Below are 23,951 nucleotides of genomic sequence, written 5' to 3'. Positions count from 1 at the left end.
CCACAAAACGTTCGGGCAGAGATTTCCTGTCCGAACGTTCTTGTCATTTCATTTATATTGTAGAAAAAGGACGATCCATTTCATACAGCTTTTGATAACGCTTGTTTTCTTTTAGTAAAACCTGATGCTGACCCTGCATCTCAATGCGTCCGTCTTCAATAAACATGATGCGGTCACACGCCTCACAGCCAGTCAGATGATGGGTTATCCAAATAACTGTTTTCCCTTTTAACACACGGAAGATGGTTTCAAGCAATTCACGCTCTGTCCGTGGATCAAGCCCGACGGTCGGTTCATCTAATACAACAACCGGCGTATCCTGCAGCAAAATCCGAGCTAATGCCATACGCTGTCTTTCTCCACCTGAAAATCGAACCCCTGTCTCCTGAACACCTGTGTGATAACCTTCTGGCAAAGACTCGATGTAATCATGCAGCTGCACTTGTCTAGCTGCTTCTTTTACCTGCTCTTCTGTCGCCTCTGGAGATCCTAAACGAATATTGTTTAAAACAGTCGTATCAAATAAATAAGGCTGTTGATTGAGCACAGACACATAGGCAGACACATTCTCTTGAATGCTTTGAACCGGTTTTCCTTGAATACTGACAGCTCCTTGATTTGGAACGACTGCCCCTTCTAACAATTTTAAAATGGTCGATTTGCCTGCACCGCTTTTTCCTAATAGTGCGAGTGATTCCCCTTGCTTCAGAGAAAAGGACAGGTCTTGAAGTACATATTGATGCGTGTCATACCGAAAGGACACTTGATCGAAACAGACAGCTTCATCGTGAGAAAGGATTGACTGATCCATTGCCTCGCTCTCAGTTTCTCCTTCATATGACTGCTTTTCATAATGATGTAATCTGCTGACAGCATGCTGATAGACAGGGATATCACCTGCCGCATCTGACAGCGGAAGAAAGGCTTCTGTTAACGGAAACAGCACAAGCACAAAGGCTGCAATCAGGGTGTGTGACATGGATCCTGACTGAACGACCGAGCCGCTCCAATACACGACTAGTACGACAGCTCCTCCAATCAAGAGCTGTGCAAAAAATTGGCGCAGGCGGATAAACCGGTGCTTGGCTGATTCAAACGCTAACAGCTGCGCTTCTTTTTGTTCATAACCATCAACAAAATCTTTCTGCCTGCCGCTGAACAGCCAGTCACTAACGCCCATAACTGCATCTGTTAAATGGCTGTACAGTTCATTTCTGCCTTTTTTCATTTGAATTTGTCTTGCCCGGTTCACAAGCACTGTGACGTATGGGAAGACGAAGACGAGAAGTGCCATATAAAGCAGCATCAGTCCAGCAAAAGGCCATGAGAAAAGGCCAAGTGCTCCAATGGATGCGGCATATAAAAGCAGTGCACCGATGGATGGAAAGATGGTTTTTAAATAGGCATCCTGCAGTCTCTCCACATCATCTGACAAGAGGCCAAGCATTTCACCTGTCCCCAGCTTTGTCTGTTTGGCACTTCGTTCAGCCATGTCATACAGACGCACACGCATTTTTTCAATCATTGTCAAAATGAGTTGATGGCTCGCCAGCCTTTCTGCATAGCGGGCAGCAGAGCGCGAAATACCAAAGGTACGTACAGCCACGATTGGGACGTAGACCATGAGTATATTCTCAGGTCTTGTCGCGGCTTTTGAAATGAGAAAGCCCGACGTGTACATCAGCATAGAAGCAGAGAATACCGCAATGGCTCCTAAAAATAAAACCAAGGCAAACAGCTTTCGATTCTCCTTGATATAAGGTATAAACCAGCCTTTACTGATCATGTGTGACCGCCCCCATTTGCTCCTGTACCAATTGATAATACACGCCTTTTCTTTGCATTAATGATTCATGTGTCCCCATTTCTGCGACGGTTCCTTGATCCATGACAATGATTTCATCCATGTCCGGCATCCAATGGAGTCTGTGTGTCGCTAAGAACACAAGTTTATGTTCAAACAGTGGAAGCATTGTTTTCTTCAATTCGTACTCTGTTTCAATATCGAGATGCGCCGTTGGTTCATCTAGCAGTATAATCGACCGCTGGCCCAGCACAGTTCGAGCAAGGGCAATTCTTTGCGCCTGTCCGCCGCTTAGCCCTCTTCCCTGTTCTCCAATGACCTCATCCAGACCATTTGGCAGCTGCGTGACAAGCTGAGTTAAACCAGCCTCATGCACAGCTCTTTCCACTTCTTCATCTGTTGCATTCGGTTCATAAAAACGAATGTTTTCTCTTAATGTCATGTGAAATAAATAGGGATGCTGCGGCATATAGACAACTTCCTTTTGCCATTCCTTCATCTGTAAATGAACAAGCGGCTGGCCGTTTAGCGTGATTTCACCCGAAGACGGTTCAACAAAGCCGCCAAGGACATCGGTTAACGTCGATTTCCCTGAACCACTGGCACCAATAATGCCGATTTTTTTCTTCCCTTTGACAGTGAGATCTACATCCTGAATGGAATAAGGGGCATGTTCATCATGCTGGACACAAACATCTTGCAGCGTGAGCACGGATTGTGCATCCCACTTGTCCAGCTGCACAAATTGTGTCTCCTGCGTGCGAAAGCCCTTTTCTTCTAAAATGACCTGCATAGCTTCATTCGCTTCTTTTCCATTTAACGTCGCATGATAATCATTTCCTACTTCACGTACCGGCAGGAAATACTCTGGCGCCAGCATAAGCGCCGTCAAAGCCGGCAATAAGAGAAGCTCTCCTTCAATTAATCGCAAGCCAAGAAAAACAGCGACGGTTGCAATTGATAGCATGGAAAAGAAATCGAGCGCAAACGATGACAGAAAGGCGACCTTCAGTGTGCTCATGGTCGCTTTTCGATATCGCTTTGACACCTCCGCAATATTACGGGAGTGTTTTTTGCTGATACCTAAGTACCGAAGCGTCTCAAGGCCGCGGAGAGAGTCAGTAAAATGATTGGATAATTTCTCATACGATCTCCATTGTTTAGCCGCTTTACGCTGAGCAACAAGGCCTAGCAAAATCATAAAAATAATTAAAATAGGCAGCGTCACAATTAAAATGACGGCCGATGTTTCATCTAATGTCCACACATAGATAAGGACCATTGCCGGAATCACTGCCATGTTCACCATTTTCGGCAAAAACAGCTGTAAATACTGACGGTATTGAGCAATTCCTTCCATTGCTAATGTGACAAGCTTACCTGTCCCCTTTTTCTTTGCGAAGGCAGGCCCTAATCGAAAAAGTTGGTCTAGCAGCTGCTTTCTGACGTCTGCTCCAATTCGGGAAGAGTACGTAAACATAACCTTCTCCCGAATCAAGGTGAGACCGTGCCGCACAAGAAAGGCAGCAAGAAACAGCAGGACATATGGCGTTGCCTGCGAGAGGCTTTTCCCGTCAAACAGCGTTGTAATGGCATGTGCCAGCCACTGTGCTTGGAAAATAATACTTGCTCCTTGGATGAGTGACACAATACCTAAGAGGGCAAGAAGCCCTCTCATTCCTTTTAGTTGAAGCAAACGTTTATCCATTAGTAGGTCATTGGCTCCTTACCGCTTACACGTTTACGGAAGACGTAATAGCTCCAAATTTGATACCCAAGCACAAAGGGCAGCAAAGAAATGGCTACAATCGTCATGACCGTCAGTGAATAAGATCCAGATGCAGCGTTTTGAATCGTGAGATCAAATGAATGGCTGATTGAACTAATCATGACGCGCGGGAACAATGCAGTGAACAGCATGGACACCGTCACCATGATGCCTGCGCCTGTGAATAAGAATGTCCAGCCATCACGTTCTTTTCTCATCAAAACAAGAGCAGCTATATAACAAGCCACAATCAGCACAGTTAACGGAATGGTGATGATCGGGCGTACGGTATAAATATCTGTTTCAATGATGGACACACCGACAAAGATGACAAGAACAGGGAGTGCAATGAGCAGGACACGCTGACCTAGTTTTCTTGCACGATCTCTTAAGTCACCCTCTGTACGAAGTGTGACGAAAATCAAGCCATGCAGCAGGCAAAGAACTGTCACAGCTACCCCGCCGATCACTGAATAAAGATTCACAAAGTCCGTAAAACCAGCGTACATGTTCATGTCTTGATCAATTGGCATCCCGCGTAAAATACTCGTGAATAATACACCTAGCAAAAATGGCGGAAGCAGACTGCCAAAGAAGATGACCCAGTCCCACACCTTGATCCAAGAGGCTTTCTCAACCTTCCCTCGGAATTCAAAGGCGACCCCGCGCCCAATGAGCGCTAAGAGGAGAACCGCAAACGGAATATAGTATCCGCTGAACATCGTGGCATACCAGTGAGGAAATGCAGCGAAAATAGCGCCGCCGGCTGTAATCAGCCAGACCTCATTCGCATCCCAGAAAGGACCAATCGTATTGATTAAAATACGGCGCTCGTGCGCGTCCTTTCCAAGCAGCTGCATGGACATCCCGACACCAAAATCAAATCCTTCTAAGAAGAAAAATCCAACAAACAATACTGCGACAAGAATAAACCAAATCTCGTTAAGATATGCCATGATATGCGCCTCCATCAAATGGATCTGTAGACAGGTCCGTTTCATCCTTTTGATCTGTATCTTCTTCAGAATGTGCACCTTTTTTAATTTCTCGAATGAATAAGTAAGCGAGCACAATAGCAAGAATCAGATACATCGCCGTAAAGCTAATGACTGAGAATAACAGCATGCCATACGATACGTTCGGTGAAATCGATTGAGCCGTCGTCATCATACCAAAGACGGTCCACGGCTGACGCCCGATCTCAGTCATGATCCAGCCGGCTGAGTTCGCAATAAACGGGAACGCAATCATCCATACCATGAAGCGTAAATACCATTTGTTTGTTTCGAGTTTCCTTCTAAAGCTTAAGTACAAGCCAATCATACTAGCAAAAATCATCAGCATGCCGGCACCAACCATGATTCTAAAGCTCCAGAATGTTGTTTTCACTGGTGGAATGTAGTCTCCAGGGCCAAACTTGGCTTCATATTCTTTTTGAAGTGTCAGCATACCTGGAACATCCCCGCTGAACTTCGAATAAGCCAAATAACTTAAGGCAAACGGAATATTGATCTCCGCAGAGTTTTCTTTTTTATCTGTGTCAATGTTGGCAAATAGTGTCCAAGCCGCTGGATCTCCACTATCCTTCCAAAGGGCTTCACTTGCTGCCATTTTCATTGGCTGTGATTTCATTAAATGCTTCGCTTGATCATGTCCAGAGAACGCCACACCTAAGCCAGAAATTAAAGCGAGGACCATCGCAATCTGGAATGACTTTTTGAAAAAGGCGATTTCTTGTTTTTTAATCATTTTATAGGCACTAACTCCTGCAATAAAGAAAGCTCCTGTTGCCAGTGCACCAAACAGAACGTGCGGGAACTCAACCCAAAGCTGCGGGTTCGTCACAAGAGCGCCAAAATCATTCATTTCTGCACGACCATTTTTAATGGCAAATCCAACTGGCTCCTGCATAAATGAGTTGGCGAGTAAAATCCAAAACGCCGAAAAGATCGTACCAAGGGAAACAAGCCAAATGCACAATAAATGAATTTTCTTCGGCAGACGATCCCAGCCGAATATCCAAAGTCCAATAAATGTAGATTCAAGGAAAAAGGCCAAAAGCGCTTCAATGGCAAGCGGTGCACCAAAGACATCACCGACAAACCTTGAATAATCTGACCAGTTCATCCCAAACTGGAATTCCTGCAGAATCCCTGTCACCACACCTACTGCAAAGTTAAGTAAGAACAGGTGACCCCAAAACTTCGCCATCTTTTTATAGATGTCTTTTTTCTTGACGACATAAAGGGTCTGCATCAATGCGACGATAAACACCAAACCTATTGACATAGGAACAAAAATAAAATGAAATAATGTCGTTGAAGCAAATTGAAATCTTGCTAAAAACAGCTCACTCACAGCCTTACATCCTCCCTTACTTTCACATGCCGAATGATTCATGCTCACCATTTCACAAAATGTTCACTATTTGTTCAATGATTCACAAATAAAAGTCCATTTGAAATGGTTCACTCGGTGAAATTTTACTCTTGATTTTCATTCGGTTAGTTATTTATACCTGTACTTTACACCCATACGCTTCAAAAATAAAGTAAATTTTACCTAAAAATTGGATGGTATTGTGTCAGTTATTTGAATACTTTGTCAACAATATGTGACGGAAAATAAAAAACCGCAAAAAAAAGAGCGCTGCATGTGGACCGCAGCGCTGTGTTTCTTTTTTAGGCTTTTTTCTGTAATGCAGGTCTTGTGACTTGCACTTCATAATACGTAATTTTGTTTTTTAATAGTCCTTCAGGTTTCGCTTTTCCATGAGCGTGTGCATCTCCAAATGCCTGAGATTTTGTCCAGTTCACAAAATCTTCTTTTCGATTCCAGCGGGTATGAATAGTCACTTCATCGTAATCGGTTGTCTGCTGTGTGACCCAGACTTCCATGCCTAAAAATCCTTCCATGAATTCTACTTGTCCCTGCTTGTTAAAACGCTTGACAAGGTGGTCTGCACTGCCTTTTTCTACTCTAACCTGGTTGTTTACAATGATCATGTTTGATTCATCTCCCTTTTGTTGTTGGATCGAAGCGATTGGGATAATGAGCGGATGCTCTCCATCTAAGTGAACCTCTGCCTGAATCCCAAAGACTTCTTTGAAAAAGTTTTCTGTTAATACTTCGTTTGGTGTCCCTATTTGGTAAACCTGACCACGCTTCATCGCAATCAGGCGGTCACAATATTTTGCTGCCTGCTGCAGGTCATGAAGAACCATTAAAATGGTGATCCCATGCGTTTCATTCAGCTGTTTGAGCAGCTCTAGTAAATCAAGCTGGTGCGCAATATCTAAGTAAGTGGTAGGCTCATCCAGAATAATCGTCTCTGTCTTCTGAGCCAGTGCCATTGCAATATATGCCTTCTGCCTTTCTCCGCCTGACAATGTATGCAGCATCCTGTTTTCATTTACGCGGCTATTTGTCACATCAAGCGCCCACTCTATCGCTTCCTGATCTGTCTGCGAGCTCTTTTTCCAGATCGAACGATGCGGACTGCGTCCAAGTGCAACCAGCTCACGTACTGTCATCGATGGGATGGCAGTTCTCGTCTGCATTAGAACGGCGATTTCCTGTGCAATCTCCTGTGCTGTCATTTCTTTTTGCGGGATATCGTGAATATAAATCATGCCGCTTTCGATCGACGTAAGGCGTGCGGCCGCTTTAATAAACGTCGACTTCCCTGACCCATTCGGTCCAATAATTCCTGTTACACTCCCTTTAGGCACAGCTGCTGAAATAGACGACAGCCGAAAGCCTCCTTGACTGAGGCTCACGTCATCCATCGCAATCACATCCAACTTAACCCCTCCCTTTCTTTTTTAATAAATAGAGGAAGAAAGGTGCACCAATACAGGCAAGCAGAATACCAACAGGCAGTTCAACCGGTGTAAACCATACCCGTGCTGCTGTATCAGCAAAGACCACAAGTACGCCGCCGCCAAGCATTGAGATCGGAAGCAGGTACCGGTAGTCATCTCCAATTAAAAGGCGGATAAAATGAGGGACGACAAGACCGACAAATCCAATTAAACCGCTCACGCTTACCGCTGCACCCGCCAAAAGCGCTGCCAGTGCAATTAAGAAAAAACGGGTTCGCTCGACTCTGAGGCCAAGCAGCTGCGCTGACTCATCACCAAGTAAAAGAAGATTTGCGGGCTTGATCGCAAAAAAACAAAGACACAAACCGGCAAGCGCATAGGGTGATACAAAGCTCAGATGATGCCAGCTCCGTCCATTTAATCCTCCTGATAAAAAAGGCAGAACAGACTGCACACGCTCACTATAAAGCACCATCAACCCATTCATGACCGCACCAAGCAGGGCATTGACTGCCACTCCCGCCAGAATCAATTTCAGTGGCGAAACCCCTTGGTCAAACGACAGGATATACACAACGAGTGCCGCTAATAAAGCGCCAAGGAAGGCAGCCGCTGGAAGCAGATACGTGAATTGTGGAAACACAATCATGCTGAGTACAGCCGCTAATCCACCGCCGGCGGTCACTCCGATGATGCCAGGGTCAGCGAGTGGATTTCGGACGACTCCTTGTAAAATCGCTCCTGATGCTGCGAGACAGGCCCCGACGATGAAGCCTATGAGAACGCGCGGCAGGCGTAAATCCATGACGATCTTTTCATGGACAGGCTGGCCTGATCCCGTCAAAGCAGCGATCAAATCTGGCAGCGATAATTGAACCGAACCTAATGCAAGCCCTAGACATATGCCCACACCTAGCGAAAGAAGCAGTCCTGGTATCAGCCACCTTCGTCTCGACTGTCTTTTTTGAAAATCTAACTCTGCATTCACCTTCATGATGACAATCGCTTCAATCTCTTTTCTAGTTCATCAATCGCCTTGATGACGTCTGCGCCTGGATTCGTCCCGAATAAATTACTAGGCAGAATCTCCACGCGGCCATTTTTGACAGCTGATACGTCGTGCCATGCTGCATTCTGTTTCATTTCACTCATAAAACCCGCTTTCACATCTTCAGGATTGCTGTGTGTCATGAGCAGAATGAGATCAGGATCGGCTTGTATCACCTTTTCAGCATTGATTTGGGCGTATTGAGGGAATTTTTCGAGTGCCGGTTCATTCTCAGCGATGTTTGCACCCCCGGCGATATGCAATAAATCTCCGCTTAAGGATTGAGGAAGCGCCGCCATATATGTGCCGGGTGCACCGTACACAACGAGTGTTTTTACTTTTTTCTTAGGCAGCTTGACCTGCTTTTTCCGCTCATCAATTTGATCATTGAGTGCTTTAGCCTTTTGCTGCTTCCCAAGCAACTCCCCAAATAACGAAATTTGGCGCTGGATGTCCTTCACTGAATTGGCGCTTGTCAAAAGAAGCTGTGAACCAATTCCTTCTATTGTCGAGATGTCCTTGCTGTTTAATTGTTCATTTCCAAGCACAACATCAGGTTGTAGGCTTGTGATCAGCTCTACATCAAATTGATGCGTTGTGCCAATCGTTTGTACGGACTTTGCCTTTTGTAAGCTGTCTGGTAACTCGGCAGTTGGCCTGCCGACCGCCTCACCGCCTAAAGCATATAGAATGCTCAAGTCCCCGGTCGATAAGGCGACAATACGCTGAGGGGATTCATCAAATGACAGCGTTCTTCCGGTAAAATCCTTTATCTTCAGCGCTCCTGCCGCGCTTTCTTTCTCTACAGGTGCTGCCTGACTGCATCCGCCGAGGAGAAGCATCAAGACGAGTCCCGCCAAGATCACATGTGAAAATTTCAACCGTCTGTCTCTCCTTTTCTAGTAAACTTTCTTTAGCTTTGCCTGTACCACGAGACGCCCGTTTTTAGGTGCAAGCACATGATCACAGGTCGATAAGGTGAGGATGAGGTCATCTGTGGACACGTCTGTCTTCGTTTGATAGATTGATTTCTTCCGCACAGCTTGCAAGTAATGGGCATATTCGCCAAGATCCTGAAAATCGGTTTGAATATAATCGAAGTCAACCGTCGTTTCATACACGGCAAAAATCTCCGCTTCATAGCTTTGATACAGCGTATCGTACTGAAATGTCCGGTGCTCATTAAAGAAATCTTTTTTTAGATAGTTTGTGAGTCCAGCAAACATGGATCCATCCCTCATCCGATGGCCGTACACCACTGTATTTGGGCTTTCATGCAGGACATCATTACGATAATCCATAAAGATACTGCCTGCCCGGGTGTCGTTTTTTAAATAATTACGAGTTAAGTAGAACGCATTATCGCGAGATTGAACGATCGGATACTGAATCATCGTATCCTCCATATTGATCCAGCCGACAATGTCCTCATTCACCTTCCGCAGCTCATCAAATGACGAACGGATCTTTCCCGACTCCCGTTTTTCATTCATTTCTTCATGTCCATACATCGTCTGGGCCTTTGCAAGCACCTGTCGATTTTGATAATAACCGAAAAGTTCGAAGCCGATGGCTGTTCCGCTATAAATCAATACTCCTAAACAAACGATCGTCAGCATCCGTTGCCAAAGCCGTTTTCCTCGTTTCACACTGTCTCACCTGCTTTTTGCCCAGCTTATATACCAACAGGCACGATGTACATCCCTGTTTCTGCATCCTGTCGAATCGTGACGGACACATCATAAATGTGCCGTACGTTCTCTTCTGTTAACACATCGTTTGGCTGTCCTTCGCTGATAATCTGTCCATCCTTCATCGCTATGATGATATCGCTGTAGCGGACAGCCTGATTCATATCGTGGAGCACCATGACAATGGTTAATCCGTGCATGGCATTCAGCTCACGAATCAGCTCAAGAATGTCAAATTGATAGTAGATATCCAAATAAGTTGTCGGTTCATCTAAGAAAAGGATCGGTGTTTTTTGCGCAAGTGCCATCGCAATCCATACACGCTGACGCTCTCCACCTGACAGTGAGGCGAGCGGCACCTTTCGTTTGTCCGTTAGCTTTGTACTGGACAGTGCCCACTCTATCGCTCTCTCATCCTCTTCCTTGTCTCCTCCGCGCATTGTCTGGTACGGCGTTCTGCCGAATGCCACGACCCGTTCGATCGTTAAATCAAGAGGTGCTTCATTTTGCTGATGGACGACAGCCAGCTTTTTTGCCAGCTCCTTTGGCTTGAACGCATTCAGCGCTTGCCCGTCTAAGTGAATCTGCCCTTTATTTGGACAATGATTATTTGCCATTAAGGAAAGCAGTGTGGATTTTCCCGATCCATTTGGACCGATAATGGTTGTGATTTTCCCCTTTTCAATCTGTGTTGTGACCGATTGAACGATGTCCTTCTGCTGGTCATATGAGAATGACACCTCACGAATGTCCATGGAGACGGTCCCCCCTTCTTAATAAAAAGATCAGAAACGGCCCGCCAATCACGGCCATGATCGTAGAAGCAGGAATCTCATTTGGCGCCACAAGCGTCCTACCAAGCGTATCAGCCGTCAAAATAAGCAAAGCCCCGCTTAACGCAGAAAATGGAATCAGTACTCGGTGATCCGAGCCGACAAGCCTTCTTGAAATGTGCGGAATGAGCAAGCCGACAAAGGCTATTACGCCCGCTACTGCTGCTGTCACTGCCGCAAGTAAAACGGCTGTGATGGAAATCAAAAGGCGCATTCTGGTCACACGCAAGCCTAAGTTTTTCGCTGTCTTGTCTTGAAGGGCCAGGAGATTGCACCATCTGCTGAAGAAGAGTGCAACGACAAGACCGACGACACCATAGACACCGATTAAACGGACATCTCCCCACGTTTTCATCGTGAGATTCGACTGTCCTGACTGATTAATTGTGATATTGAAATAGCTGCAAATGGTCACAAATGCTTCAGCCATTCCAGTAAACATGGCATTGATGGCGATCCCAACTAAGATCATGCGGATCGGGCTTAAACCACCCTTCCAAGATAGAACGTATACGAGGAAACACGCAATCGCCCCGCCTAATACCGAAAATAAAGGTGAGTAGAAATAAAATTGAGGAAGCGCTGTAATCGCCATTAATGAAAAGAAGCTGGCTCCTGATGAAATCCCAATGACGCCGGCATCAGCTAACGGATTCCTCATGACCGACTGCAGCAGTACACCGGAGACAGATAAGGCGGCCCCTGTAAACATCGCGATGAGCACGCGGGGGATTCTCAAATCTTTAATGATTTCTACCTGTGCATGTTGACCGGTGATGAGCCCTTCTATTAATTCAATGGGGGTGACATGAATGCTCCCAGTAATGGCTGAATAAATAAACACGCAGACCAGTAAGAGACTGACTATCAGAAATAAAAATCCTGTTTTTTTCATCTTGAACGTCCTTTTATCATTAAGATTCGCAAACTTATGACGGATACAACATACGAGTCAATTCATCTAATGCCTCTGCTGCCTTTAAATTACCTGTTGTCCCGAATAAGCTTTCTTCGAGGTCATACACCCGGTCTTGTTTGACCGCATTAAAATGTTTCCAGATGTCATTTGTTTTAAATTCTTGATCAAACATTTTGACGACTTCATCCGGCATCCCATGTGCGGCTCGGAGTATGATATCTGGATTCGCTTTTTGTAAATACTCCGTATTGGATTCCAAATACTCCATTTTCTCGCCTTCCACAATGTTCTTTCCTCCTGCGATACGTACAAGATCACCAATATATGAATTTTCTGTCGCCACCAAATAACTTCCTGGCACACCAAGCAAAATCAGAACGGACGGCTTGCGTTTTCCTTTTGTCTTCTCTTGTATGTCTTTCTTTTTTTGCTCAAACGCAGACACAATGCGCTCAGCCTGCTTCTTCCTGTCATACTTATCCCCAAGCTTCGTGATGGCCTTCTCCATGTTGGCCATACTCTCGAGATTTAAGTATGTGGCAGGGACACCTGCTTGCTGAAAGGGTTTCTCTAAATCATATTGAAGGGTTGTGACAGACAGGACATCTGTCGGTTGAAGTGATTGGATGATTTCCATGTCCGGGCTCATGGGATTGCCGACTTCCGGCAGTCCTTTGTAACGAGCTGGCAAGGATTTTTGACTTGTTGGCACCCCGACAAGATCAACCTCTAAAGCATCCATGATCTCCGCGGCTGCTACAGTCGTTGCTACAATACGCTCACTTGATTCAGCGCTTTTTTTGCCTTTTGCTGAGCTTTCAGCTGACTGTGAGCAGCCCGATATGATCATGCACACACTGAAGGCAGCGATCAAGGTACATAACATTCGATGCTTCAAAAACAGAAGCCTCCTTTCGAAAAAAGAGAGTGGATGCGCCGAGGTAAAAGGCGCATCTCACTTAAAATAAAACGAACTATCTTGTCCGTGTTTGATATTTTCTGACGAGTACGAATAACGAACCGCCGAATAAAAGAATATACACCCAAAGAAGAGAGGCATCTCCCGTTTTCGGATTCAGCTGTCCAGACTCAGATTTGGTTTGGTCATCTGATGGCGTAAATGTCATCTGCTCCGCACCCGTTTCCTCTGGTGCTACATTCTCAAGTTGAGTTGTTTGAGAATCGTGATCATTTGGATTTTTGACAAATCCGATACTCTCATCGTCTCCAATGACTGTTGAAATGCCGCTTCCCTCACCGAGAGCGATTCCTTTTGTGTCATAGACAAGTTTGACATCGTACTGCTCATGATAGTTCGCAGCTGGAATATCAATTTTTACGCGTGCAGCCTGAGCACTGCTTAAACTTTTTGCTTCATATTGAATGACACGTGTATCTGCTTTTTGATCTGTTTTCGCGACAAGTGTCTCTTCAAACTTTCCGCCTGTTCCTACTTGGAATGACGTGATGGCTGAGCTGTTTTTCACTTTATATGAAACGAAATGGCGGCCATTTTTCACAACCAGTGTCGCAGGGCTCACGACGTAATCGTTCATGCGGGAAAGCTCATCCTTGTCTGCTTTCTTCATTGAGAAAGGAAGCTTGTATACACCATCTTTTAGCTGAGTAGTCTCTTGATCAGCTCCGCTGTTATTTGTTTCTGGTGATGGTGTATTTGGTTTTGGCGTTTCTGGTGTAGCTGGTGTTTCTTCCTCTACCACCTGTCCATCCTTCACTGGAGCGATACTCTTTGAATCAAATTGAAAACGAATATCGTAGGTTTGGTCATAGTTAGCGGCTGCTACTACAATGTGCACTTTTCCTTTCACCGCTTTTTTCAAATCAGCAGCATCGAATGAAACCACTCTTGTATTCTTCGCTTCATCTGTGCTCACTATCTTTGCTTCTTGATAAGAACCGTTTTTCTCTGTTTTCAAAGAAGCGACAGACTTATGATCCTTCACCGTAAAGGAAATGGTCTGCTTTCCATTTTTGACGGTTAAGGATGCGGGATGTGAGAAGTATTGATTCATTCGAGATGCTTCATCCGTATCCCCTTTTAACACACTGTAATTGATACGATATACGCCATCTTTTAATTGATTTTGCGCAGAATCATCTGGCTTTGTGCCATTGTTATTGCCTGGTGTTGTCGGTTGATCGTCTGGTTTTGTGCCATTCTGGTCATCCGGTTTAGTTTCATTGTCGTCTGGCTTTGTACCGTTTTGATCATCCGGCTTTGTTTCGTTATCGTCTGGCTTTGTACCGTTTTGGTCATCCGGTTTAGTTTCATTGTCGTCTGGCTTTGTACCGTTTTGATCATCTGGTTTTGTTTCGTTATCGTCTGGTTTTGCAGGCGTAACGAGTGTTAAGCTGCTTTGATCGAATGCAAGCTGTACGTCATATGCTTCGTCATAAATAAAGCCGCCTAAATCCCAGTAAATTTTCACCCAGCCGTTTAATTTCGCTGATAAGTCGGCGACATCAAATTTGATCACACGTGTATTGGCTGTTTCGTCCTCACTGACCGTTTCAGTGGTAACGAGAGCACCATTTTGTTCAACCTTGAAATCTGTTATTTCTTTGCTTTGCTTCAGTGTGACATAAGCTGTTGTCTTGCCATTTTCCATAATCAGCTTAGCTGGCTTTTCTGTATAGGTATCCATCATAGACGCTTCTGAGGTACCATCTTTTAAAATGGTGAATCCGACTGTGTATTCCCCATCAACGAATGATGCCGCTTGAGCTGTTCCTTGAGGAATCTGAAACGCAGTCAACAAACTGAATAAAACAAGCAGAATGGCTGCCTTTAGATGAAAAAGACGTTTCAAATGGTGACACTTCCTTCCGTTAATGCTTGATGATCCACTTTCTTGCTAAAAACCCGCCAGAACATAAGACAAACACAAGGAGCCATCCTATCTGGCTTGTATCACCAGTTTGAGGGTTGTCTTCTTGTTGTTTCGTTGTGGATGTATCAGCTTTGTTTGTTGATTCTTTTGATGGCTGCTGACTTTCTTGTGCACCCGTTGATTTATTTTCACTGGTAGACGATAGCGATTTCATACTGCTTTCATCAAATTTCAGCTGAATGGTGTAATCATGATCATAATCAGCAGATTTCACAGTGACATGAATTTTGGACTTGATCGGTTTAGACAAGCTTTGAGCTTGGAACTGAACGAGCCTTGTATTGGCTTTTTTATTTGTTGAGAGAACGGTTGTATCGACATAGCCGCCATTTCCCGGCACTTTAAATTCCGTTACCCAGCTGCTATTTTTAATCGTCATTTGTACTGTCAGGTTCCCATTTTTCGCTATCACTTTTGCTGGCTTCAGCCAGTAATCATTTGCCATTGAGACCGCATTTCCTTCAGCTTTTAGCACTGTATAATTGACGGAGTATGTACCATCCTTTAATGCGGCAGCCTGTGCGTTTGAAAAAGGCAGCATAAGTGCCAGTAAAAAAACCGCCATGAAGACTGACAGCTTCATTCTTTTTTTCATCAAGCGAATTTCCTCCCTTTCTATTGAACAGATGGCGCATCAAACTTGAGGCGAATGTCGTAATTGCCTGTATATCCGATGGCTGGTACAGTCACACTCACTTTTGCTGGTACAACCTCAGTCAGGCTGTTCACATTGAATTCTACTGTTCTCTTATTCGCAGCTGTATTTGTACTGATCACCTTCGCATCTTTGTAGACACCTTGATCGAGCGTTTTAAAGCTTGTGATCCAAGAGCTGTTCGTTAACGTGACTTGTGCTTTGATTTTTCCATCCTTTACGACAAGCTTGGCTGGTTTTTCAAAATACGTATTCGCTGTTGAAGTCGAATCGCTATCTGCCTTCCATACCACATATTGCGCTGAATATTGACCATCTGCTAAGCCAGCTGCTGAGGCCGAGCTAACAGGTGCTAGAGCAAATAATAGAACAAAACTAAGGAATAATAATACGGGTGATGTTGAACGAATGACTTTCATGTGAACCCTCCTAAATGATATTGATAATTATTCTCAATAGATAATAAAAAAAATAACCTTCACAAGTGCTGGAACACACTTATAGATGATTATGATAATCATTATCAATTGAGTTAAAAAAATAAATCTTTGCTTCCTAAAAGTCAAAGATGTCTGCTTCTAAATGATGGATTGATACGAGTTTTAGGCAATCTGTCCCATTTATAATACCATGGCATAACCTCCATTCCATTACAGGGAAAAGAACCCTCTTCTCCTTGATATTATATAATGCATGAAATGATTGTCAACATCATTTTTCATACTATTGTCTTAGTTTTCTGGAAAATCACACAAAAAAATTTCGATCAGACACACTGATCGAAATGGATTAAGATGAAACATGTTCCTCTATTTTGCTGTGTTTACGATCTAAAGACCAAGCATACATTTCACGAATAATCGGTTCAATTTTCTTCCCTTGAACTGTTAATTCGTATTCAATCCGTACTGGAATATCGGGGTATACTTTTTTCTCAACAAGTCCCTCAGCTTCTAAATCCTTCAGCCTTTCTGATAGTAATCTTCCGCTGATGTTCATTTCATTTTCAAGCTGACAAAAACGCTTAGGCCCTGTCAGAAGCTGATTGATGATGAGAATGACCCACTTCTTGCCTAGAATCTCCATGGCATCTGTAATTGGACAGCCATCTACTTGAGCCATATCTTACTCCCTCCTGCTTTTTTCTCTTTTTTTTATTATAACACAATTAATTACTTGAAATAAGTCACTAACTATTATATAGTTTAGTTACTAAAAGTAACAAGGTATTCATTTTTTATAGATTTTCAAAAACATTTGAACATGCCGATGCATATATCATGAAGGAGATGACCGAGCTTGAAGACAATTGAGCAGCTAAGGCTGGGTGTAACAGAATTACATGTGTCCAGCTTTGATCGTTCTTTACCTTTTTATACAGACATTTTAGGATTTTCTATATTAGAAAAGACAGATTCCACGGTGACACTTGGCAGCAATGCAAAGGAACCGATTCTTTTGTTAAAAGAAGATGCACAACTGAAAGAAAAGCCTGATCATGAGCCAGGACTTTATCATTTTGCTGTTTTATTACCTACCAGAAAAAACCTGGGCACATGGCTGGCACATGTAATCAAAAAAGGCTATCCTTTAATTGGAGCAAGCGATCACTTTTTCAGTGAAGCCATTTATTTAAGTGATCCTGACGGCATTGGCGTAGAAATTTATGCTGACCGTCCTCAGGACATTTGGGTCGGTGAGCATGGAGAACTGAAAGGTGGCGGAAATGCACCGCTTGATGGAGATGGACTCCTGCAAGAAGCAGCTGATACCACATGGGAAGGACTCCCTGCCGGTACAGTGATGGGACACTTGCATTTCCATCTCAACCCAGAAGAAGCGGATTCCTTTTATGTCAATACGCTCGGTTTTCATATCCGAATGGCTCCACCAGCAAGCGTATTTATCGCCGCTGGTGTGTACCACCACCACCTTGCCTTTAATGCATGGGGACGCGGACGAAAAGGAGCCATTGATCCACGTTTTTCAGGAATTAGAAGCTATACACTGGTTTTCCCAGAAGAAGCAGACAGACAATCCGTCGTCGAACGTCTGACAAAAGCGGGCACTCAAGTCAACACGACAGGAAAAAGCAGCGAATTTGTTGATCCATTTGGCGTTCTCGTTCGTTTACAGATTGAAGAAACAGACTAAAAAGAAGGTGCAGAATATGGACAAACACACAGAGCTTAAAACAGCCATATTAAAAGATAAAATCAAACGAGTACAGCAAGAAGACGGGTATATCTATATCACTGGACCCATTAAACTGCCAGTGAATTTAGACGGCAGAACCGTGATGTTCAACTGGTATTCATGGTTAAAAGACGATGGAAAAGAGCCACTGTCAGATGAAGCTTTAATTGAAAGCCTTTCGTCCCGCCAGCTGGCTGATCATCAGCAGTCAAGCGTTCTTGTGTATGGGGATTTCGAGCACGCTGACGAAGCTCTTATCCGTATGCATTCCATTTGCCACACTGGCGATATTTTCGGAAGCAAGCGCTGCGACTGTGGATTCCAATTGAAGCAGTCTATGCGAATGATTGAGGACAATGGAGCAGGAGCCCTGTTTTACTTAGCCAATCATGAAGGCCGCGGCATTGGTCTTTTCAGTAAAGCCATGGCTTATATTCTTCAAGAAAACGGCTATGATACAGTAGAAGCGAACGAAGCACTTGGTTTTGAAGATGACACACGTCAATACGAAGAAGCCATTGCTGTTCTTCAAACACTTCGTACAAAACCGGTCAGACTCATTACCAATAACCCGAAAAAGACAGATGCGATCAGCCATGCAGGTTTATCTCTTTCTGGACGCATTCCGCTTTGGGGAGATATCTCTGAATTTAACGAAAAATACTTGCAAACAAAAATCAACCGCTCAGGTCACATGAAGGCGGAGCAAGAGGTGCGTACGATTGCCACATCATGAGCGATATATGAAGCTAGCCCTTGATAATGCACGGGCAATGAAAGGTCAGACATCTCCGAATCCGCTCGTCGGGGCTGTGATTGTGCGAGAGAATGAGATTGTTGGAGTCGGCGCTCATATGAAAGCCGGTGAACCGCATGCTGAAATTCATGCACTTAACATGGCTGGAGACAAGGCAAAAGGAGCCACGATTTATGTGACCCTTGAGCCTTGTTCCCACCATGGGCGCACAGGCCCTTGTGCCGAAGCACTTGTGAAAGCCGGCGTCGAAACCGTTGTCGTCGCGGCACTTGATCCGAATCCACTTGTCGCTGGCCGCGGGATTGCCATTTTACAAGATGCGGGCATCCAAGTTATCACGGGCGTACTTGAACAAGAATCCATACTGATGAATGAAGTATTTAATCACTTTATTACGAAAAAAACACCTTTCGTGACGCTCAAAGCGGGCATTACCTTAGATGGGAAAATCGCCTCTGCCACATCTGACAGCAAGTGGATCACATCTGAGACATCCCGTTATGATGCTCACCATATCCGCAGTATCAATGATGCGATTTTGGTCGGTGCTCAAACCGTCATTCACGATGATCCTTCATTAACTGCGCGGATTCCAAATGGAAACAATCCGATTCGAATTGTCTTAGACTCTAAGCTGTCAACACCACTGACAGCAAAGATCGTCACAGATCAGATGGCACCTACATGGATTTTTACAACAAAGCAAGCCGATGAGGAAAAACGAGCGGCTTTAGAAGAAGCTGGCGTCCGTGTCTTTATGACTGACAGCGACACGCGGGTTCCCCTGCAGGAAGTGCTTCAAGTGCTGGGAGAAAAAAATATCTCCTCCCTCATGATTGAAGGCGGCGGCCAGATTAACGCCTCTTTCTTAGAACAGCAGCTTGTAGATAAATTGGTCATCTATATGGCGCCTAAACTCATTGGCGGACGACTTTCCCCTTCCTTTTTCGGAGGCGAAGGCATACGCCTCATGAGTGATGCCATTGAACTGGATCAACTCACCGTGGAACCACTCGGAAAAGATATCAAAATGACGGGCTATCCCGTTTATCAATAAACAAAAAAAGGTTGTAGATCGACATCTACAACCTTTTTCTCATCATTTATTATGAGGTGATTAATTTGAAAGTAAAAGGAATAAACCATCTGTTATTTTCTGTTTCAGATTTAGAGGCATCTATTGATTTTTACACAAAGATCTTTGATGCTACATTGTTAGCAAAGGGACGAACGACAGCTTACTTCGATTTGAACGGACTATGGCTTGCCCTCAATGTAGAAAAGGATATTCCTCGCCAAGATATTCATGAATCATACACACACATCGCTTTTTCAATTGATGAAGAGGATATAAATTACATGTACAACAAACTAAAAAATTTGAACGTCAACTTATTGCAAGGCCGTCCAAGAGATGAAAAGGATCGTCAATCTATCTACTTTACGGACCCTGATGGACATAAATTCGAATTTCATACTGGAACACTAAAAAATCGATTGGAGTATTATAAGCAAGAGAAAACCCATATAGAATTTTTTGACAAATGATGAAAGAATGCGAGGAAAAACCAAAGTGCTATTCGTCATTTAATAGAAGTAATGGTAAAATATACATAGAAACGTGTAGCAATCGATAGTCCTCCCCCCTTCTATACTAAAGGTGTTTTTATGCCGAGAAAGGAGGGGTCAGTTTGGGAACAAAACTTGTGCGTTCACGCGTTGAAAGACGCAAGAACAAAAAGAAAGAAGCTTGTACCTGCAAGTACAAGCTTTGGTTTCTTATCTTAAATTTAATACGAACTCTAGTCCAGTTCATAGCATGGATGATAGATAAGAGACCGTTCTGAAATAACCCTTAAAATGATAATGAAAAATAAAGTGGCACCTTCATTACCTCTAGTCAAGGTAATGCTGGTTCTATCTCGTTTCTGTTTTTTGGAGGGCTGCTTTATTTTTTCTATATTACTTCAGTATATTCATCACATTTTAAATTTATACATAGAAAAAGCACACGGTAGTCAGCCGAGTGCTCAAATTAAATTTCTTTTCAGTTATATGGTGACGTTCAAGAAATTCACCTTGAAGCTCTCGTGCTTCAGTTTGAAAACTAGTTCAACTTAGTCCGAGTTGAACAAAAAACTTGTGCAATTACATGTTACCATAAGTAACAAATTGTTACCATAGATAAGCATACTTTTTAAAGCTTAATGTGTAAAAAACTATAAGAGCTTTAGTTACAGTAATTTAAAATTAGAGTTTGCTCAATTGATCAAATAACTTGTTCAACAATCTTATAAATTAGAAGTCTGAGTACTTTTCTTCTATGCCCCCTACTTTATATTGGCAACTGTATGACCTAGTTTAACTAAATAAAAAAGAATCAGTATATTAAAAACTGATTCCTTATATTGCATGAATCTCTTTAAATCCAAAACAAGTTTTATTCCGGTATCGCGAAACTTGTCGTAAAATGTTTCATGTGAAACATTGATCGTTACTTCGCTTCAACCAGCCTGCCAAAGCTTTCTGGTGAAAGTCCCGGTGAAATGCGGATGCGGTGCAAGGACATCATGCCTTGTTCCTTCTTCGCATGTCCTGGTTCAGTGGTAACAGCCATTTGGTATCCGGCTTCCTTCGTCAGCTTCAACGTCTCTTCATTATAGCGCCCGACAGGATAGCTCACCATTCTCGTACGCTGAGAAAATCGCTGATCAAAGAATGTCTTTGATCCTTTTAACTCCTCTTCCTGCTGCTGCTTTGATAATTGATTGAGCTCTAAATGATGAATCGTATGACTCTCAATCGAGATCCCATGTGCCATCATCTCATCCATTTGCTCATCCGTTAAGTGATTCGGACGGCCAATGGATTGCTCAATCATGAAAATCGTTGCTTTCATTCCATGCTGTTTTAAAATCGGAAATGCCTTTGTATAGTTATCCGTATATCCATCATCAAATGTAATGAGGACACTCTTCTTACTTGGCATCGAATTTGTTGTGAAAACGCGGTACGCCTCTTCTGGCGACAGTGTGACATAGTCGTTGTCCTTCAGCCATTTCATATGAGATGCAAATTCGCTCTTTGGCACACGTAACGAGTTACCGCTTGAGATGCTGTGATACATCAAAATTGGAAGCTCGACCGGCTCCTTTTGCTTCATCCAGTTTTGTGTCTCTATCACTGCCGTTTCTTTTTTCTGCTGCATATCTTTTGTTTGTAATGGACCCTTTTCCTCTTTGACGACTTGCTGGCTTCCTTCCGCCTGCTCCTTCATTCCCATACAGCCCGAAATGAGCAGCAGCATAAGACCAACCGTCATCAGCATACATGTTTTCTTCATTCACCAATCCTGCTTTCTCTTTATCTACCGAATGATTATAACAGAAATTGGTTATTCATTGATATCTATTTTGACAGGGTATTCATTTTTTTACACATTTCGATCATCTCGATGGCGAGCAGATGAATGGTCTCTGTTGTGAGCATTTGATCTTCTGCGTGTATCAGCAGTAAAGAAAACGGAAGCTGTTCACCTGCCGCTTCTTTTTGAATCAGCGACAAGTGCAGGTTGTGGATGCTTCGAAACGCTTCCTCCCCTTTTTCGATCAACTGCTGCGCTTTTTCAAAATCATCAGCTCTTGCTAGACGAATCGCTTCTACATAATGACTTCTTGCCTCGCCTGCATGGGCAATGATTTGAAAGGCTGCTCCCTGCATTTCCTCTAATACCGTCATCTGCTTCTCCTCCAATTACTCAAGATTCATTTGCTAGTTTCAGTGCATGATCTAGGATTTTTTCTCCGTTTGCTGTTCCGTATAATCTCACATTGACGACATCGACAGGGATTTGATAAGGTGCCGCTGTTTTTTCTGCTGCTTTTTTCATAAAACTTACTTGCGGTCCAAGTAAAATCGCCTTTACATCCTCTCCATGCTCTTCTAGTTCATCCGCAATGGCTCCTTCAGGTATAGCATAAATATAGTATTCCAGCCCTTTAGCTTCTGCGGCGGCCTTCATTTTCGACACCACAATGGACGTCGACATTCCTGCTGCACAAGCGAGAATGATTCGTTTCATATCCCATCACTCCTATTGATAAATGACTTCTGTTTCAACTGTCAGTTCCCTAGTTTTGATTAATGTCTGGTACCAATACGCAGATGCTTTCAGCTGTCGATTTCGTTCATTTTCCAGCTGGATTTCGACTAAGCCATAGCGGTTTTTAAAGGCATTCATCGGTGAGACATTGTCTGTAAATGCCCAAAGCATATAGCCCGTGCAATTTGATCCTTCTGCTTTCGCTTGAAGTGCCCGCTTCAAATGCTGGCTGATAAATGAAATGCGATACTGGTCATCAATGATTCCATCTTCTTTTTTAAACCGTTCTTCCTTTTCTACACCCATGCCATTTTCGGCCACAAACCACTCAATATTTCCGTATTCTTCTTTTATCCTCATCCCCATATCGTAGACAATCTTCGGGTAGATTTCCCAGCCTCTAAAAAGATTCATTTTTCTCCCTGGAAGCTCAAACATATCGTAATAATAGGATGGGTGAAAAGGCGTCCCTTCGTTCCAAGCCTTACTCGGCGCCTTGACACGATGCGGATAGTACAAGTTAAGTCCGACGACATCTACCGTATGATTCTTGATGATTTGAAGCTCTTCCTCTGTGGAATCGAAAAGAATATCATGCTTTTTCAACACATCGATCAGTTCCTCTGGATACTCCCCTTTGATGGAAGGATCTAAGAACACTCGATTAAAAAACAAATCATACATACGTGCCGCTTCTTGGTCATGCGGAGCAGACGATCTTGCATACGTCACTTCTGGATTGAGAATCACCCCGATTTTGGCTCCTGTCGATTCCTTCAAACCCATCTCCTGAAACAGCTTCACCACTTTTGCTGTTGCCAGTGCTTTATGATAGTTCCACTGCATCCATTTCTTCGTATTTTGCTCATACGGATATCGGATAGCATCTAGATAAACGCGTGTCTGGACAACAATCGGTTCATTAAAACTAAACCAATGCTTGACCCGGTCTCCGTAGCGCTCAAACACTTTTTCTGCATAGAGAACAAACAGATCAACGACATGCTTTGATGACCATCCGCCGTACTTCTCAAGCAAAACGGCAGGAAGCTCATAATGCTCTAAGCAAAACATCGGTTCTACACCTGCTGCGATTAATTCATTGATCAGATCATCAATGTAACGAGCGTAGGCCTCATCCACTATCCCATTCTCGTAATCTATGAGAAATCTCGACCAATTGATCGATGTCCTGTAATGTGTCAGCCCAATCTCTTTCATTAAGGCTACATCCTCAGGATAGCGCTCGTAAAAATTCGTTGCACCAGCCGGCCCATAGCCTTCGTGCCATACGTGATACCCTTCCTTATACCATAAATCGATGTACGAGTCCTGATGCGCCCGCTTTCCCTTCCAGCCCTCCGTCTGCCATGCAGAAGCCGCAGCACCTAGGATAAAATCTCTTGGAATCTCAATGCTGTTCATATCTCCGCCTCCCTTTT

The 23,951-nt window shown here is 43.7% G+C and carries 23 protein-coding genes; 4 read left to right on the top strand and 19 right to left on the bottom strand.

Going from position 1 to position 23,951, the window contains the following annotated elements:
• Nucleotides 1–52 precede the first annotated feature (52 nt).
• The 15 genes from cydC to AMR95_RS12525 form a co-directional block, all read right to left on the bottom strand.
• Nucleotides 53–1,786 (bottom strand): thiol reductant ABC exporter subunit CydC, encoded by a 1,734-nt coding sequence (gene cydC / locus AMR95_RS12595; protein WP_058838456.1) that lies wholly within the window; start codon nucleotides 1,784–1,786, stop codon nucleotides 53–55.
• Nucleotides 1,776–3,512, bottom strand: coding sequence for a thiol reductant ABC exporter subunit CydD (gene cydD, locus AMR95_RS12590; protein ID WP_058838455.1), 1,737 nt, complete (start codon nucleotides 3,510–3,512; stop codon nucleotides 1,776–1,778). Before cydD ends, cydC begins: the two co-directional genes overlap by 11 nt.
• Nucleotides 3,512–4,528, bottom strand: a complete 1,017-nt coding sequence (gene cydB / locus AMR95_RS12585) for a cytochrome d ubiquinol oxidase subunit II (protein WP_041087628.1) — start codon at nucleotides 4,526–4,528, stop codon at nucleotides 3,512–3,514. Before cydB ends, cydD begins: the two co-directional genes overlap by 1 nt.
• Nucleotides 4,515–5,930, bottom strand: coding sequence for a cytochrome ubiquinol oxidase subunit I (locus AMR95_RS12580; protein ID WP_058838454.1), 1,416 nt, complete (start codon nucleotides 5,928–5,930; stop codon nucleotides 4,515–4,517). Before AMR95_RS12580 ends, cydB begins: the two co-directional genes overlap by 14 nt.
• 323 nt (nucleotides 5,931–6,253) lie before the next feature.
• Entirely contained in the window at nucleotides 6,254–7,369 is a 1,116-nt protein-coding gene (gene isdG, locus AMR95_RS19510; RefSeq protein WP_269199597.1) for a heme oxygenase, read from the bottom strand.
• 7 nt (nucleotides 7,370–7,376) lie between these two features.
• Entirely contained in the window at nucleotides 7,377–8,390 is a 1,014-nt protein-coding gene (locus AMR95_RS12570; RefSeq protein WP_058838452.1) for a FecCD family ABC transporter permease, read from the bottom strand.
• The gene (locus tag AMR95_RS12565) at nucleotides 8,387–9,325 is read right to left on the bottom strand and encodes an ABC transporter substrate-binding protein (RefSeq protein ID WP_058838451.1); all 939 of its coding nucleotides are present in this window, start codon (nucleotides 9,323–9,325) and stop codon (nucleotides 8,387–8,389) included. Before AMR95_RS12565 ends, AMR95_RS12570 begins: the two co-directional genes overlap by 4 nt.
• An 18-nt stretch (nucleotides 9,326–9,343) precedes the next feature.
• Entirely contained in the window at nucleotides 9,344–10,093 is a 750-nt protein-coding gene (gene srtB, locus AMR95_RS12560) for a class B sortase (RefSeq protein ID WP_058838450.1), read from the bottom strand.
• 26 nt (nucleotides 10,094–10,119) lie between these two features.
• Nucleotides 10,120–10,890 (bottom strand): ABC transporter ATP-binding protein, encoded by a 771-nt coding sequence (locus AMR95_RS12555; RefSeq protein ID WP_041087616.1) that lies wholly within the window; start codon nucleotides 10,888–10,890, stop codon nucleotides 10,120–10,122.
• Nucleotides 10,877–11,863 (bottom strand): FecCD family ABC transporter permease, encoded by a 987-nt coding sequence (locus AMR95_RS12550; protein ID WP_058838449.1) that lies wholly within the window; start codon nucleotides 11,861–11,863, stop codon nucleotides 10,877–10,879. Before AMR95_RS12550 ends, AMR95_RS12555 begins: the two co-directional genes overlap by 14 nt.
• Before the next feature lie 34 nt (nucleotides 11,864–11,897).
• A complete protein-coding gene (gene isdE, locus AMR95_RS12545) occupies nucleotides 11,898–12,785 on the bottom strand; it encodes a heme ABC transporter substrate-binding protein IsdE (RefSeq protein ID WP_058838448.1) in 888 nt (295 codons plus the stop codon).
• A 76-nt stretch (nucleotides 12,786–12,861) separates the two neighbouring features.
• Nucleotides 12,862–14,718, bottom strand: coding sequence for an NEAT domain-containing protein (locus AMR95_RS12540; RefSeq protein ID WP_058838447.1), 1,857 nt, complete (start codon nucleotides 14,716–14,718; stop codon nucleotides 12,862–12,864).
• A 19-nt stretch (nucleotides 14,719–14,737) separates the two neighbouring features.
• The gene (isdC, locus tag AMR95_RS12535; RefSeq protein WP_058838446.1) at nucleotides 14,738–15,394 is read right to left on the bottom strand and encodes a heme uptake protein IsdC; all 657 of its coding nucleotides are present in this window, start codon (nucleotides 15,392–15,394) and stop codon (nucleotides 14,738–14,740) included.
• 20 nt (nucleotides 15,395–15,414) lie between these two features.
• On the bottom strand, nucleotides 15,415–15,873 hold the full coding sequence (locus AMR95_RS12530; RefSeq protein ID WP_048237822.1) for an NEAT domain-containing protein: 459 nt from the start codon (nucleotides 15,871–15,873) through the stop codon (nucleotides 15,415–15,417).
• Nucleotides 15,874–16,243: 370 nt separating this feature from the next.
• Nucleotides 16,244–16,576 carry a winged helix-turn-helix transcriptional regulator gene (locus AMR95_RS12525; RefSeq protein ID WP_047202942.1) on the bottom strand — a complete coding sequence of 111 codons (333 nt, stop codon included), beginning with the start codon at nucleotides 16,574–16,576 and terminating at the stop codon, nucleotides 16,244–16,246.
• A 177-nt stretch (nucleotides 16,577–16,753) separates the two neighbouring features.
• Between AMR95_RS12525 and AMR95_RS12520 the strand changes: the two genes are divergently transcribed.
• From AMR95_RS12520 to fosB, 4 genes are all read left to right on the top strand, one after another.
• On the top strand, nucleotides 16,754–17,608 hold the full coding sequence (locus AMR95_RS12520; RefSeq protein ID WP_047202941.1) for a VOC family protein: 855 nt from the start codon (nucleotides 16,754–16,756) through the stop codon (nucleotides 17,606–17,608).
• Nucleotides 17,609–17,624: 16 nt separating this feature from the next.
• Nucleotides 17,625–18,386 (top strand): GTP cyclohydrolase II, encoded by a 762-nt coding sequence (locus AMR95_RS12515; RefSeq protein ID WP_058838445.1) that lies wholly within the window; start codon nucleotides 17,625–17,627, stop codon nucleotides 18,384–18,386.
• Nucleotides 18,373–19,464: a bifunctional diaminohydroxyphosphoribosylaminopyrimidine deaminase/5-amino-6-(5-phosphoribosylamino)uracil reductase RibD gene (ribD, locus tag AMR95_RS12510; protein ID WP_047202940.1), complete on the top strand. Its 1,092-nt coding sequence runs from the start codon at nucleotides 18,373–18,375 to the stop codon at nucleotides 19,462–19,464. Before AMR95_RS12515 ends, ribD begins: the two co-directional genes overlap by 14 nt.
• A 65-nt stretch (nucleotides 19,465–19,529) precedes the next feature.
• Nucleotides 19,530–19,955: a metallothiol transferase FosB gene (fosB, locus tag AMR95_RS12505; RefSeq protein WP_058838444.1), complete on the top strand. Its 426-nt coding sequence runs from the start codon at nucleotides 19,530–19,532 to the stop codon at nucleotides 19,953–19,955.
• Nucleotides 19,956–20,901: 946 nt separating this feature from the next.
• On the opposite strand, the gene AMR95_RS12500 is transcribed toward fosB, so the two are convergent.
• The 4 genes from AMR95_RS12500 to AMR95_RS12485 all read right to left on the bottom strand — a co-directional run bounded on the left by AMR95_RS12500 (nucleotide 20,902) and on the right by AMR95_RS12485 (nucleotide 23,934).
• Nucleotides 20,902–21,750 carry a polysaccharide deacetylase family protein gene (locus AMR95_RS12500; protein ID WP_058838443.1) on the bottom strand — a complete coding sequence of 283 codons (849 nt, stop codon included), beginning with the start codon at nucleotides 21,748–21,750 and terminating at the stop codon, nucleotides 20,902–20,904.
• A 65-nt stretch (nucleotides 21,751–21,815) separates the two neighbouring features.
• The gene (locus tag AMR95_RS12495; protein WP_024423898.1) at nucleotides 21,816–22,145 is read right to left on the bottom strand and encodes a PTS lactose/cellobiose transporter subunit IIA; all 330 of its coding nucleotides are present in this window, start codon (nucleotides 22,143–22,145) and stop codon (nucleotides 21,816–21,818) included.
• Nucleotides 22,146–22,164: 19 nt separating this feature from the next.
• A complete protein-coding gene (locus tag AMR95_RS12490; RefSeq protein WP_058838442.1) occupies nucleotides 22,165–22,488 on the bottom strand; it encodes a PTS sugar transporter subunit IIB in 324 nt (107 codons plus the stop codon).
• A 12-nt stretch (nucleotides 22,489–22,500) separates the two neighbouring features.
• Complete coding sequence (locus AMR95_RS12485) at nucleotides 22,501–23,934, bottom strand: glycoside hydrolase family 1 protein (protein WP_058838441.1); 1,434 nt, start codon at nucleotides 23,932–23,934, stop codon at nucleotides 22,501–22,503.
• Nucleotides 23,935–23,951 lie beyond the last annotated feature (17 nt).

Origin of the sequence: Bacillus sp. G1(2015b), assembly GCF_001482475.1 — a bacterium.
Lineage (GTDB): Bacteria > Bacillota > Bacilli > Bacillales > Bacillaceae > Bacillus > Bacillus safensis.
Note: the sequence above shows the minus strand (reverse complement) of the source record. Positions and strands in the feature narration are given on the sequence as shown.

Bases quoted from the DNA above. Each gene is read 5' to 3' on its own strand.
- AMR95_RS12495 (WP_024423898.1), bottom strand. From the start codon at position 22,145: ATGACGGTATTAGAGGAAATGCAGGGAGCAGCCTTTCAAATCATTGCC.
- AMR95_RS12515 (WP_058838445.1), top strand. From the start codon at position 17,625: ATGGACAAACACACAGAGCTTAAAACAGCCATATTAAAAGATAAAATC.
- AMR95_RS12555 (WP_041087616.1), bottom strand. From the start codon at position 10,890: ATGGACATTCGTGAGGTGTCATTCTCATATGACCAGCAGAAGGACATC.
- AMR95_RS12570 (WP_058838452.1), bottom strand. From the start codon at position 8,390: ATGAAGGTGAATGCAGAGTTAGATTTTCAAAAAAGACAGTCGAGACGA.
- AMR95_RS12485 (WP_058838441.1), bottom strand. From the start codon at position 23,934: ATGAACAGCATTGAGATTCCAAGAGATTTTATCCTAGGTGCTGCGGCT.
- AMR95_RS12525 (WP_047202942.1), bottom strand. From the start codon at position 16,576: ATGGCTCAAGTAGATGGCTGTCCAATTACAGATGCCATGGAGATTCTA.
- cydD (WP_058838455.1), bottom strand. From the start codon at position 3,512: ATGGATAAACGTTTGCTTCAACTAAAAGGAATGAGAGGGCTTCTTGCC.
- AMR95_RS12490 (WP_058838442.1), bottom strand. From the start codon at position 22,488: ATGAAACGAATCATTCTCGCTTGTGCAGCAGGAATGTCGACGTCCATT.
- cydC (WP_058838456.1), bottom strand. From the start codon at position 1,786: ATGATCAGTAAAGGCTGGTTTATACCTTATATCAAGGAGAATCGAAAG.
- cydB (WP_041087628.1), bottom strand. From the start codon at position 4,528: ATGGCATATCTTAACGAGATTTGGTTTATTCTTGTCGCAGTATTGTTT.
- AMR95_RS12530 (WP_048237822.1), bottom strand. From the start codon at position 15,873: ATGAAAGTCATTCGTTCAACATCACCCGTATTATTATTCCTTAGTTTT.
- AMR95_RS12500 (WP_058838443.1), bottom strand. From the start codon at position 21,750: ATGAAGAAAACATGTATGCTGATGACGGTTGGTCTTATGCTGCTGCTC.
- isdC (WP_058838446.1), bottom strand. From the start codon at position 15,394: ATGAAAAAAAGAATGAAGCTGTCAGTCTTCATGGCGGTTTTTTTACTG.
- AMR95_RS12550 (WP_058838449.1), bottom strand. From the start codon at position 11,863: ATGAAAAAAACAGGATTTTTATTTCTGATAGTCAGTCTCTTACTGGTC.